This window comes from Nibribacter ruber, from assembly GCF_009913235.1.
In the GTDB taxonomy this organism is placed as follows: Bacteria; Bacteroidota; Bacteroidia; order Cytophagales; family Hymenobacteraceae; genus Nibribacter; species Nibribacter ruber.
This window is the reverse complement of record NZ_CP047897.1, coordinates 186,719-199,431: the sequence shown is the minus strand read 5'-3', so window position 1 is coordinate 199,431 and position 12,713 is coordinate 186,719. Positions and strand designations below refer to the sequence as shown.

Below are 12,713 nucleotides of genomic sequence, written 5' to 3'. Positions count from 1 at the left end.
CATAATCTTATGCGCACAGAACTGACATACTCTTCAACATTAGCCGGGCAAACCAGCATGGCTGTTTTGGTTTCAGGCCGTGACCAACTCCCCCAGGATCTCTTCTCTGAGGAGGAACGCACGTTTATTCTACGGCAGTTAGAGCTCAAAAGCAATCTGGTGACGCTAACCAAGTATACGCACCAGGTGTATTTGGTCTTCACAGAAGCCAAGAAGAAACAGACAGACACCAATGAAGCCTGGCGCAAAGCGGGTCACGCCCTGCAACAGCGCCTGGCCGCAGATAAAGTAGAGCACGTGGTTTTACAGGACGCCACCAACACTGACGCTGCCCTATTTGTAGCCGAAGGCTTGGTACTGAGCAACTATTCCTTCCTGACCTATAAAACCGAAAAAGCCACTCCTCCTGCCTTGAAAAAGGTAACAGTGACCGGTGAAGGCTATACAGAAACGCAAATAAAGGAAACGGCTAACCTGTTGCACGCTGTGTACCAGACCCGCGACCTTATTAACACCCCGCACAACCAACAGACCGCCACATTGCTCACCGAGCAGATTCAGGAGATGCTGGAAGGTACCGGCGTACAAGTGGAAGTTTTGGACGAAGTGCAGATTCAATCCTTGAAAATGGGCGGTTTGCTAAGCGTAAGCCAAGCCAGCGACGAGTCTCCTACCTTTTCTATTTTAGAATGGAAGCCAGAGAACGCTACCAACGAGCAACCGGTGGTACTGGTAGGCAAAGGCGTGGTGTATGACACCGGCGGATTGAGCTTGAAGCCTACGCCTAACTCCATGGACTTCATGAAGTCAGACATGTCAGGTGCGGCGGCCGTAGCGGGTACTATCACTGCCCTGGCTAAAAACAAAGTTCCGTTACATGTAATCGGTTTGATACCTGCTACAGACAACCTGATCAGTGGCAAAGGATTCGCGCCGGGTGATGTCATTACCATGCACAGCGGCCATACCGTGGAGGTCTTGAACACAGACGCCGAAGGCCGTCTGATTCTGGCAGATGCCCTACACTTCGCTAAGAAATACAATCCTTCACTCGTAATAGACATAGCCACCCTCACTGGTGCTGCCGCAAGAGCCATTGGCCGCGAAGGCATTGTGATGATGGGAACAGCTGATGACCTGGTGAAGACGGATTTGAAACTAGCTGGAGATTTAGCCCATGAACGTCTAGTAGAATTCCCGCTTTGGGAAGAGTACCAGGACCATTTAAAATCTGACATAGCCGACCTGAAAAACATTGGCGGCGCCGAAGCCGGAGCCATCTCGGCGGGTAAGTTTTTGGAGTTTTTCACCAACTACCCTTGGGTACACCTGGACATTGCCGGCACCGCCTATTTATTAAGCCCAGACAGCTACCGCGGCAAAAATGCCACCGGTACCAGTGTGCGCTTGTTATACCACTTCTTATCTTCTCTGGCCTCAGCCTAATCTATGGATCCTAAATACAAAGCAAAGATTGGCATTACCATAGGCGACATAGCCGGCATTGGCCCCGAGGTAGTTTTAAAGACCTTGGCAGACAACCGCATATTACACCACTGCACGCCCATCATTTACGGCACGGGGGCCGCGGTTAACTTTTACCGCAAGCAGCTGGGTCTGGAGAATTTCAACTTCCAGATCATACCCGCCAGTGACCAGGCATTGCCCCGCAAGGTGAACGTGGTCAACTGCCTGGAAGAAGAAATCACCTTTACCCCTGGCACTCCTTCTGCAGAAACCGGCGCCTTGGCCAGAGCAGCTTTACTCAAAGCCGCCGAGGATTTAAAGGCTGGTCATATTGAAGCCGTAGTGACTGCGCCCATTGACAAAGACAATACCCAGGGCGAAGGTTTTCAATTTCCGGGGCATACCGAGTTCTTCACGCAGTATTTTGACGCGCCAGAGAGCCTCATGTTCCTGGTAGCCGACAAACTAAGAGTAGCTACGGCCACCGGTCACATACCCGTAAAAGAAATAGCCGGCCGGATCACGCCAGAATTGCTCATCCGGAAACTTTCTATTCTGGACAGCTCCCTGCGCAAGGACTTTGGCATTCAGAAACCTAAGATTGCCGTGTTGGGTCTGAACCCACACGCCGGTGAGAATGGCTTGCTTGGCGCTGAGGAGGCAGAGATTATCTCGCCAGTCATTGAACAGTTGAAGGCCAAGGGAAACCTGGTATTCGGGCCTTTTCCGGCAGACGGTTTCTTTGGTACGCGCAGCTACCAGAAGTTTGATGCCACCCTGGCGCTGTACCATGACCAAGGCCTAATCCCCTTTAAAACGCTGGCGTTTGAGCGAGGCGTCAATTTCACGGCCGGTCTGCCGGTGGTGCGCACCTCGCCAGACCATGGAACGGCCTATAACATAGCAGGCCAAGGCAAGGCAGACGAAACCTCCTTGAGAGAAGCGCTCTTCACGGCCATTGACATCTTAAAAGCCCGTACCCCGTTGGTATAGAATGAACTAGTAGCGTTTTTGGTCTGTTTTCAGCAAAACAAGGCAAAAACAGAAATAGGAAAGCTCGCAAAAAAGGCACCTGTATTTTATTATACCAATATTCTTGCTAATTTTGCGACTTGCAAAAAAAGTCGGCACTGTGAAGGAGATTAAGAAATACTATATCCATCTGACCAAGCTCAGCAACAAGACGCATGAGTATGAGTTTGAATTGGGTAACAGTTTCTTTGAGATGTTCAGCCAGGAGTTGATTCATGGCGGCAGCTTGAAGGCGCGCGTAGTGCTCAAGAAGTCGGAGCTTTTACTGCATTTCACTTTCTACATTACCGGTGAGGTACGCGTTACCTGTGACCGCAGCCTGGAGGAGTTCAACATGCCTCTGGACATAGAAAGAGTTTTATTGGTGCGCTTTGGTCCAGAAGATTTAGAAATGGACGAGAACGTACTGCAGATTGTACCAGAGACTCAATTCATTAATATTGCCCAGCATCTCTATGATTTCATAGGTCTGGCAGTACCCATGAAAAAGCTGCACCCTCGGTTTATGGAGGAGGTAGACGAGGACGAAGAGGGAGATGAGGCAGAAGGCCTTTTGATCTACTCCACTGGCACAGCAGAAGAGGAAGAAGACGACGATGACGAAGACGGCCCAGTGGACCCTCGTTTTGAAGCCTTGCGAAAGATTAAGTAAATAAGTTTTTAAACCAATTTGTAATAAATACCTGAGATGGCACATCCTAAGCGAAAAATCTCCAAAACCAGAAGAGATAAGAGAAGAACGCACGACAAGCTTACTGAAAAGGCTATTGCTACCTGCCCAACTACCGGCGAGGTTCACCAATACCACAGAGCCTATGTAGTGGACGGTGACTTATACCACAACGGTAAAGTGGCTATTAAAAATTACGCCTCTGTTGCTTAATAAAGCTTGTCTTTTCAGGCTTTATTTTAGTTACTTGTAGGATAGTTACGCAAATACCCTTTACATGAAAATAGCTCTGGATGCGATGGGCGGCGACTTTGCCCCCGAAGCTGTTGTAGAAGGCGCCATTTTAGCCGCTGAGACACTGAAAGACGAGGTACAGATTATCCTTATAGGACAAGAAGACCTCATTCACCCTCTCCTGCAAAAGCACGGTTATACCGGCTCCAGAATTAAGGTAGTACACGCCTCTCAAGTAATTGAGATGGGTGAGCACCCTACCAAAGCGTTGACACAAAAACCGGATTCGAGCATTGCCGTGGGGTATGGCATGCTCGCCTCCAAAAAAGCAGACGCCTTCTGCAGCGCCGGGAACACCGGGGCCATGCTGGTAGGCGCTGTATTTAGCGTAAAGCAAGTGGAAGGGATTTTACGCCCTGCCCTTGCCAGCTTTATTCCTAAACTGTCTGGCGGCTACGGCATCATGCTGGACGTAGGCGCCATTGCCGACTGCAAGCCAGAGATCCTGGACCAGTTCGGTTTAATAGGTTCTCTGTACGCCCAGTACGTCTTTAACATAGACAAGCCGCGTGTAGGCCTCATGAACCTAGGGGAAGAAGAAGGGAAAGGCACCATGCTTACCCAGCCCACCCACAAGCTTCTTAAAGAAAACAAGCACATCCACTTTATCGGGAACATTGAAGGGCGCGACCTGTTCAATGACAAAGCAGACGTGATTGTCTGTGACGGCTTTACCGGTAACGTCATCCTTAAAATGGCTGAGTCTATCTTTGACATCATCCATGAAAAGAAAATCACTGATCCGTTCTTTGACCGCTTTAATTATGAGGCAGTGGGCGGCAGTCCTATCCTGGGCGTGAACGGCAATGCCATCATTGGCCACGGCGTCTCCACCCCTACCGCAATCTGCAACATGGTGCACCTGGCCAACAGAATGGCAGAGGCCAAGATTGCAGAGCGACTCAAAAAAAGTTTCAGCGCCAGATAAGCGCGCTCCCATTTCTAGCTTCAGAAGATTATGAGTAAGATAACCGCTGCAATCACGGGCGTAAGCGGGTATGCCCCTGACTATGTCTTGACCAACCAAGAGTTGGAGACCATGGTAGACACCAATGATGAGTGGATTGTCAGCAGGACGGGTATCAGCGAAAGACGCATTCTGAAGGGCGAAAACCAGGGAACCTCAGCCATTGCCATTCCGGCAGTGTTGGACCTTCTCAAGAAAACCAATACCAAGCCAGAGGAAGTGGACCTCATCATCTGCGCCACTACCACCCCAGACATGGTGTTTCCGGCTACGGCCAACATCATTGCCGCAGAGACGGGTTTGGTGAATGCCTTTGGCTATGACCTGCAAGCCGCCTGCTCTGGGTTCCTGTTTGCGTTGGCCACCGGCTCTCAATTCATAGAGACGGGCAAATACAAGAAAATAATAGTAGTAGGCGCTGATAAAATGTCTGCCATTGTAGACTATACAGACCGGGCCACGTGCATCATCTTCGGAGATGGCGGCGGCGCCGTGATGCTGGAGCCTAACACAGAAGGCCTGGGCATTCAGGACAGCCTATTGAAGTCTGACGGAACCGGTGCCCAGTTCCTGCACATGAAAGCCGGCGGTAGCCGCAGACCAGCCACGCAGGAGACCGTAGCCGCCCGTGAGCATTACGCCTACCAGGAAGGACAGCAGGTATTCAAGTTTGCCGTGAAGGGCATGGCAGACGTATCTGCCGAGGTCATGGAACGCAACAACCTCACCGCAGATGATGTGGCCTGGTTGGTGCCGCACCAAGCCAACAAGCGCATCATTGACGCTACGGCCAACCGCATGGGCGTGGGCTCTGAGAAAGTGATGCTCAACATCCAGAAATACGGCAACACCACAAGCGGCACCATTCCTTTATGTCTATGGGAGTATGAGCCACAGCTTAAGAAAGGCGACAACCTTATTCTGGCGGCCTTTGGTGGCGGCTTTACCTGGGGTGCCATCTACCTGAAATGGGCGTATGACCCTAAGTAATCACGCAGTGTTTTTATACAGTTTTCCTATATAAATCAAGAAATTCGGCTATCTTTGGCCGAATTTTTTTTGTGTAAATACGAAGCATTTCGGCTTCCCATTTTTTGAAAATAACGCATTACTATGGCAACTACCGCTGATTTCCGCAACGGGCTATGCATTGAATTCAACGGCGACTTGTGGCTCATCTCTGAGTTTCAGCACGTGAAACCAGGCAAGGGTCCCGCTTTCGTTCGTACCAAGTTAAAGAACATCAAAACCGGCAAAGTAGTGGACAACACCTTTACCGCCGGCATCAAGGTGACCACTGCCCGCGTAGAGCAGCGTCCGCACCAGTTCATTTTCAAAGATGATTATGGCTACAATTTCATGGACGCCAACACCTTTGAGCAGGTAACATTGAATGATAAATTGGTGCCTTTCGCAGATTTGATGAAAGAAGGCCAGGAAGTTACTATCTTGTTCCACGCAGAGACAGAAACGCCCCTGACGGCTGAACTTCCTACGTATGTAGAACTAACCGTTACGTATACAGAGCCGGGCATCAAGGGAGACACGGCCACCAACGCCTCCAAACCAGCCATTGTAGAAACAGGAGCCACCATCACCGTTCCCTTGTTCATTGGCATGGACGAAAAAATTAAGGTAGACACGCGTACCTATTCATACGCCGAACGAGTAAAATAAACCTATGAAAGCTAAGGAACTACAAGAACTCATTGATTTCATCGCGAAATCTGGTCTGAACAAAGTAGACATTGAAACAGAGGAATTCAAAATTTCTGTACAACGTGAGCCTAACCAAAAAGTAAGCTACGTAACGGGTGGCGCTCCTGCGCAACAAGCCGCGCCTGCTCCAGCCGCCCAGGCTGCTCCGCAAGCGTCTGCCCCTGCTCCGGCTGCCCCAGCAGCACCGGCCGCCGCCGCAGATGACAGCAGCCGCTACGTAACCATCAAGGCGCCTATGATTGGCACCCTGTACCGTTCAGCCAACCCAGAGTCTCCGGCGTTTGTGAACGTAGGCGATGAAATCAAAAAAGGACAGGTGATCTGCATCATTGAAGCCATGAAACTCTTCAACGAGATTGAGTCTGAAGTGTCTGGCCGCATTGTGAAAGTCTTAACAGACAATGCCACCCCGGTTGAGTATGACCAACCCCTGTTCCTGGTAGATCCTAGTTAATCAAATTTGAAAATTTGAAAATGAGATGATTTGAGAATGGAGATGCTTAACCGTGTCTCCTTTTTCTTCATTGCATCTTCACATCTCCAAATCTTCAAATCTCCAAATTAGACAACAATGTTTAAAAAGATACTAATCGCTAACCGGGGCGAGATTGCGTTGCGGATCATTCGTACCTGCAAAGAGATGGGCATTAAGACGGTAGCCGTTTACTCTACCGCAGACAAGGAGAGCTTGCACGTACGCTTCGCGGATGAGGCAGTATGTATTGGCCCCGCCCCTAGCGCCCAGTCTTACCTGAACATCCCCAACCTGATCGCCGCGGCAGAAATCACCAACGCCGACGCCATTCACCCGGGCTACGGTTTCCTTTCAGAAAACGCGGAGTTCTCCAGAATCTGTGCTGAAAACGGCATTAAGTTCATTGGCGCGGCCCCAGAAATGATCAACTCCATGGGCGACAAGTCGTCTGCCAAGGAGTACATGAAGAAGGCCGGCGTGCCTACCATTCCTGGTTCTGAAGGTCTTTTGTCCTCTGCCGAGCAAGGCAAGAAACTAGCCGCCAAAATCAAATACCCGGTCATCATCAAGGCCACCGCTGGTGGTGGTGGACGCGGTATGCGCATTATCAAGTCTGAGGACGAGTTTGACAAAGCCTGGAACGACGCCCGTCAGGAAGCCAAGGCAGCTTTCGGGAACGATGGCATGTACCTGGAGAAATTTGTGGAGGAGCCCCGTCACATTGAAATCCAGATTGTAGGCGACCAGTTTGGAACGGTATGTCACCTCTCTGAGCGTGACTGTTCTATCCAGCGCCGTCACCAGAAATTGATTGAGGAAACGCCTTCGCCGTTCATTGATGAGGACCTGCGTGAGCGCATGGGCCAAGCCGCCATTGCCGGTGCCGCCGCCATCAACTATGAAGGTGTGGGTACTATTGAGTTCCTGGTAGACAAGCACAAGGACTTCTACTTCATGGAGATGAACACCCGTATTCAGGTGGAGCATCCTATCACGGAAGAAGTGGTGAACTATGACTTGATCAAAGAACAAATCAAAGTAGCCGCCGGTATTCCAATCTCTGGTAAGAACTATTATCCGCAGATGCATGCCATTGAGTGCCGCATCAACGCAGAGGACCCGAAGGCAGGCTTCCGCCCAAGCCCAGGCAAAATCAACGTTCTGCACATACCTGGCGGCCACGGCGTGCGCGTAGATACGCACGTGTATGCGGGCTACACCATTCCAGCCAACTATGACTCCATGATTGCCAAACTGATTGTAAGCGCCCAAACGCGCGAAGAGGCGATTGTGAAGATGAAGCGGGCTTTGAGTGAGTTTGTGATTGAGGGCGTAAAAACCACCATTCCATTCCACTTAGCCATGATGGATGATGAAGGATTCAAGTCTGGTGAGTTCACGACCAGCTACCTAGACAGCTACGACTTCACCAAGTTGTAATTCTGAACAACCCCTTAAAAGAAAAGGCCCTGCTAGTATAGCAGGGCCTTTTCTTTTAAGGGCATTTAAATAAGTCTGTTTAAGAATCGTTTTTGGTTTGTTTTCTGGGAATCAGGCCAAAAACGATTAGACAACTTAACATAGAAAACTACTTGGCCAAGGCTTCATTGGCCACCATGGCATCCAGCTCGTTGAACCATTCTTCGCCGTATCTTCTAATCAACGGTTCGCGCAGAAATTTGTAGACCGGCACGCCTAATTCTGCCCCGAAGGAACAGGCAGGGTTGCAGATTTCCCAACGATCATAATTCAGGGCTTCAAACCCATCATATTTGGTGATCCTGATAGGGTACAGATGGCAGGAGATGGGTTTCTTCCAGGATATTTTTCCTTCCAGGTAGGCCTGTTCAATGGCGCACTTGAGGGTGAGGTTCTCATCATAGATGGCGTAGGCGCATTCGCGGTCCCCAATGGTGGTGGTGCTGTAATCGCCCTCAAAATCTTCCACGTACAAGCCCTGCTCCTCAATGGCCTTCACTCCTTCGGCAGACATGTAGGGCTTCACATGATCGTAGACTTCAGATAGGATGGAAAGTTCCTCCTTCTCCAAAGGAGCGCCCAAATCACCTTCCACGCAGCAGGCCCCTTTGCACTTGTCCAGGTTGCAGACGAAGAACTTATCTTTCAGGTCGTCAGAAAGGACGGTATTCTGTAGTACTATCATTACAAATCAATTTCAGCAGGAGTACAAAAGTACCGGTAATTAAGTTCGGCCGCAAACCTAGGCGCGGGTGGCTGAGGCAAAAAGAAAAAGCAGCCGTTTTTGGGCTGCTTTCCAGAAAATAGGCCAAAAACGGCTTATACCTCCAAAACCCACGCCTCAGCGTCTGGCACGTTCTGGAAATACCTGGTGTCAAAGGGAATGAGACCGGCACTCTGAATGAACATGTTCTCTACCGCCATCTTGTTGAAAATGTCCTCGGCCACCACCACGGCCATGCGGCGCACCTGCCCTGCCTGGGCAAACTGAAGGGCCCATTCTCTGGCGGTCCACTCCTGATCTGCCGGCCGGATGGCCTTGGCTTTGGTATTGTTGCCAATCCATCTGGTCACGGATTTCTCCTGCACCAGCTGCAAGTAAAGATTCAGGATGCTCCGGTATTCCTCACTGTTGGCAAAATCACGCCATTCTGTGTATACCAGCTCATGCGCCTCGTTATACTGGATGGAAATGATGTCGTCTTCAAAATAAATCATAGTGGTTCCCCCGAACTGGCAAAATTGCCTTTCACGTATCTGATCACTCCGTAAAAATATCGATTAGATGTACAAACACGAAATCTGCTAAGTTTTTTTTAATAACCTTCGTTCCTTCGTAGCATGACAGGTAAAGGCATTGCGTCACTCATAGGATTGCCCCTAGTCAACCCAAGCCAAAACTACCAAGAGAAGGCCCAAAGCATGGGTTAATTCCCTTTCTGCTAAAGACCTTAGCCAATCACCAAAGATTGTGAGCTTTTATCCGTAATTTTGTGTTCTCCCAGACAGAAAGAATACTTGTGAGCATGGATTATCTTAAACTCCTAAATGAGTCACAGCGCGCCGCTGTTTTAAATACTGAAGGCCCTTGTATGATCATTGCCGGTGCGGGCTCCGGCAAAACCCGGGTACTCACCTACCGCATTGCGCATTTGCTGGAGAAGGGCGTGGACCCGTTCAATATCTTGTCCCTCACCTTTACCAACCGCGCCGCCAAAGAGATGCGCGGCCGTATTGAGAAAGTGGTAGGCCCTGAGGCGAAGAACCTCTGGATGGGTACGTTTCACTCCGTTTTCTCCCGTATTCTGCGCGCCGAGGCCACCAAAATAGGTTACCCTAGCCACTTCACCATCTATGATTCTGATGACTCCAAGACGCTCATCAGAAACATTGTGAAGGAGATGAACCTAGACGACAAGCTCTACAAACCAAACGTGGTGCTGGGCCGAATCTCTGGGGCGAAGAACAAACTCATATCAGTGGCGCAGTACCTGCGGGATGCTTCTATTCAGGCAGACGATGAGGCGGCCTTAAGACCGAAGATTGGCCAGATTTTCAAAACCTACCAGGAGCGTTGCTTTAAGGCCGGTGCCATGGACTTTGACGATTTGCTGTTCAACACAAACGTGCTCTTCAGAGATCACGTGGATGTCCTGAACAAATACCAGAACATCTTCAAGTACGTGATGGTAGATGAGTATCAGGATACCAACTACAGCCAGTACCTTATCACCAGAAAACTTGCCGCCAAAGACAGGAACATCTGCGTGGTGGGTGATGATGCCCAAAGTATCTATGCGTTCAGGGGTGCGGACATTACCAACATTCTCAACTTTGAGCGTGACTATCCAGAGCTGGCCGTATTCAAGCTGGAGCAGAATTACCGCTCTACCCAGCACATTGTAAAAGCGGCTAACTCTGTCATCAAGAACAATAAAGCGCAGCTGCGCAAGGACGTTTTCTCTGAGAACGAAGAAGGTAATCTGGTAGACGTCATCAAAGCCAGCTCAGACAATGAGGAAGGCAAACTGGTGGCGCACGCCATCTTTGAGGAGAAGATGAACCAGCACCTCTCTTATGAGGACTTCGCCATCTTGTACCGCACCAACGCCCAGTCAAGGGCCATGGAAGAGGCCTTACGCAAGATGAACATCAAGTACCGTATTGTGGGCGGCTTGTCGTTCTACCAGCGGAAAGAGATTAAGGATTTGATTTCCTACCTGCGGCTTTCCATCAACCACAATGACGAGCAGGCCTTGCGCCGCATCATCAACTACCCAAAACGCGGTATTGGTGACACCACGGTAGAGAAACTCATTGTGACGGCCAATGACACCAACCACAGCATCTGGGAAGTGGTGAGCCATGCCACGCAGTTGGGCATGGGCCGTGCCGGCGTGGCCATTGACGAGTTCGCGACCAAGATCAAGAGCTTTGCCGTGGTAGCCCAGCAAAAGGACGCCTTTGAGGCCGCCACCTACATTGCCAAGCATTCGGGTCTGGTAGATGATTTGTACGCTGATAAGACCGTGGAAGGCCTGGCCCGCTACGAGAACATCCAGGAGCTTCTGAACGCCATCAAAGAGTTTGTGGATGACCCTGAAAAAGAAGACAAGAGCCTACCAGCCTTCTTGCAAGACATTGCCTTGTTGACGGATGCAGACACCAAGAAAGAGGAAGAAGGCGAATACGTGACCATGATGACCATTCACTCGGCGAAGGGTCTGGAGTTTAGGAACGTGTTCATTGTGGGCATGGAAGAAAACCTGTTCCCGAGCCAGATGATGCTTTCTTCGCGCGCTGACCTGGAAGAGGAACGCCGTCTGTTCTACGTGGCCATCACCCGCGCCGAAAAGAAGCTGACCCTCTCCTACGCTACCAGCCGCTACCAGTGGGGCAACCTGCGCAGCGCTGAAAAAAGCCGTTTTGTGGACGAGATTGATCCTACCTACCTTAACTTCAAGTTCGGCGATGAGCGTGGCCCGTTTGAGAAGGTGTTGCAGCGCAAAACCCCGGTAAGTCAGCTCATCACGCCGGCCAAAAAACCTACCGTTGCGCCCAATTATACGCCTTCGGCTGACTTCACGCCCAGCGATACTTCTAACCTGCAGGCCGGTATGCGCGTAGAGCACCCTAAATTCGGGTTTGGCACGGTCACCAAAATGGACACCCAGGGCAACTCTACCAAGGCCATCATTGAATTTGAGGGCGTGGGTGAGAAAACCCTGCTTTTGAGTTTCGCCAAGCTCAAGGTGCACGCTTCTTAGATATTAGATTCTAGACGTTAGTAGCTAGATTCTCAATTTTGTTTTTGGCTTGTTTTCTAGAAAACAAGCCAAAAACAAAATTATATTGTTATTCCTTCAACATTGAAGTCTAAAGTCTAGCATCTAGTGTCTAGCATCTAATATTAATTCCTAATTTTGACTAAGCAATTCATCCCATCTATATGGTAGCCAGTTCTACATTTAAACAAGAGCTTTTATTGAGAGAGTACGGCCGCAACGTCCAGAACATTGTGCAGTACATCTTAACCGTAGAAGACCGTACCAAGCGCACGCAGTTGGCACAGCTGTTGGTCAACCTCATGGGCAGGCTCAACCCGAACGTGAAAGACATTCAGGATGCGCAGCAGACCCTCTGGAACCATTTGTACGTGATGGCCGACGGGCAACTGGATGTAGACGCACCGTTCACCTTGAGCGCCATGGAGTATCTCAATGATAAACCCCAGCGCGTAGACTACCCTAAGAACACGCCCAAGTACATGCACTATGGTTCTAACCTGGAAAGCCTCATTGAAAAGGCCACCCAGATTCAAGACCCGGTAGAGAAAGAGGCCGCCATCATCTCAGTGGGCAAGCTCATGAAGGTGTTGTACCGCACCTACAACAAAGACAGCGTGTCTGACATGGTCATTCTGGAGAACATGAGAGACCTGTCCAAAGGACAGCTGGACCTGGACACGGCCCTGGTGGAAAAAGGAGGCCTGTTTGACAGCACCATCAAAACCCCGCAGGGACCTAGCAACAGCAGCAGCAGCAACCAGAAGAACAAAGGCGGGCAGCAGAACAAGTATCAGAACAACAGACACAAGAATAAATAAGTAC

Annotated in this window: 13 protein-coding genes; 11 read left to right on the top strand and 2 right to left on the bottom strand. The window is 50.1% G+C overall.

From position 1 onward, the window contains the following. Positions 1 to 57 precede the first annotated feature (57 nt). From GU926_RS00805 to accC, 9 genes are all read left to right on the top strand, one after another. Positions 58 to 1,446, top strand: coding sequence for a leucyl aminopeptidase family protein (locus tag GU926_RS00805; protein WP_232058390.1), 1,389 nt, complete (start codon positions 58 to 60; stop codon positions 1,444 to 1,446). Positions 1,447 to 1,449: 3 nt separating this feature from the next. Then, positions 1,450 to 2,460 carry a 4-hydroxythreonine-4-phosphate dehydrogenase PdxA gene (gene pdxA, locus GU926_RS00800; RefSeq protein ID WP_160688088.1) on the top strand — a complete coding sequence of 337 codons (1,011 nt, stop codon included), beginning with the start codon at positions 1,450 to 1,452 and terminating at the stop codon, positions 2,458 to 2,460. A gap of 139 nt (positions 2,461 to 2,599) precedes the next feature. Continuing rightward, the gene (locus GU926_RS00795) at positions 2,600 to 3,151 is read left to right on the top strand and encodes a YceD family protein (protein WP_160688086.1); all 552 of its coding nucleotides are present in this window, start codon (positions 2,600 to 2,602) and stop codon (positions 3,149 to 3,151) included. 36 nt (positions 3,152 to 3,187) lie between these two features. Next, a complete protein-coding gene (gene rpmF / locus GU926_RS00790; protein ID WP_066510210.1) occupies positions 3,188 to 3,382 on the top strand; it encodes a 50S ribosomal protein L32 in 195 nt (64 codons plus the stop codon). A gap of 64 nt (positions 3,383 to 3,446) precedes the next feature. Continuing rightward, positions 3,447 to 4,391, top strand: a complete 945-nt coding sequence (plsX, locus tag GU926_RS00785; protein WP_160688085.1) for a phosphate acyltransferase PlsX — start codon at positions 3,447 to 3,449, stop codon at positions 4,389 to 4,391. A gap of 30 nt (positions 4,392 to 4,421) precedes the next feature. Beyond that, positions 4,422 to 5,420 (top strand): beta-ketoacyl-ACP synthase III, encoded by a 999-nt coding sequence (locus GU926_RS00780; protein ID WP_160688083.1) that lies wholly within the window; start codon positions 4,422 to 4,424, stop codon positions 5,418 to 5,420. 123 nt (positions 5,421 to 5,543) lie between these two features. Beyond that, positions 5,544 to 6,107 (top strand): elongation factor P, encoded by a 564-nt coding sequence (gene efp, locus GU926_RS00775; protein ID WP_160688081.1) that lies wholly within the window; start codon positions 5,544 to 5,546, stop codon positions 6,105 to 6,107. 4 nt (positions 6,108 to 6,111) lie between these two features. After that, entirely contained in the window at positions 6,112 to 6,603 is a 492-nt protein-coding gene (accB, locus tag GU926_RS00770) for an acetyl-CoA carboxylase biotin carboxyl carrier protein (RefSeq protein ID WP_160688079.1), read from the top strand. A gap of 117 nt (positions 6,604 to 6,720) precedes the next feature. Further along, positions 6,721 to 8,064 (top strand): acetyl-CoA carboxylase biotin carboxylase subunit, encoded by a 1,344-nt coding sequence (accC, locus tag GU926_RS00765; protein ID WP_160688077.1) that lies wholly within the window; start codon positions 6,721 to 6,723, stop codon positions 8,062 to 8,064. Between the two features lie 148 nt (positions 8,065 to 8,212). On the opposite strand, the gene GU926_RS00760 is transcribed toward accC, so the two are convergent. Then, positions 8,213 to 8,788 (bottom strand): DUF3109 family protein, encoded by a 576-nt coding sequence (locus GU926_RS00760; protein WP_160688075.1) that lies wholly within the window; start codon positions 8,786 to 8,788, stop codon positions 8,213 to 8,215. A 134-nt stretch (positions 8,789 to 8,922) separates the two neighbouring features. Continuing rightward, positions 8,923 to 9,321: an STAS/SEC14 domain-containing protein gene (locus tag GU926_RS00755; RefSeq protein WP_160688073.1), complete on the bottom strand. Its 399-nt coding sequence runs from the start codon at positions 9,319 to 9,321 to the stop codon at positions 8,923 to 8,925. A 308-nt stretch (positions 9,322 to 9,629) separates the two neighbouring features. On the opposite strand from GU926_RS00755, the gene GU926_RS00750 reads away from it, so the two are divergent. Both GU926_RS00750 and GU926_RS00745 read left to right on the top strand, forming a co-directional pair. Further along, entirely contained in the window at positions 9,630 to 11,870 is a 2,241-nt protein-coding gene (locus GU926_RS00750; RefSeq protein ID WP_160688071.1) for an ATP-dependent helicase, read from the top strand. A 182-nt stretch (positions 11,871 to 12,052) separates the two neighbouring features. Further along, the gene (locus GU926_RS00745; RefSeq protein ID WP_160688069.1) at positions 12,053 to 12,709 is read left to right on the top strand and encodes a DUF4290 domain-containing protein; all 657 of its coding nucleotides are present in this window, start codon (positions 12,053 to 12,055) and stop codon (positions 12,707 to 12,709) included. The last annotated feature ends 4 nt before the right edge of the window (positions 12,710 to 12,713 follow it).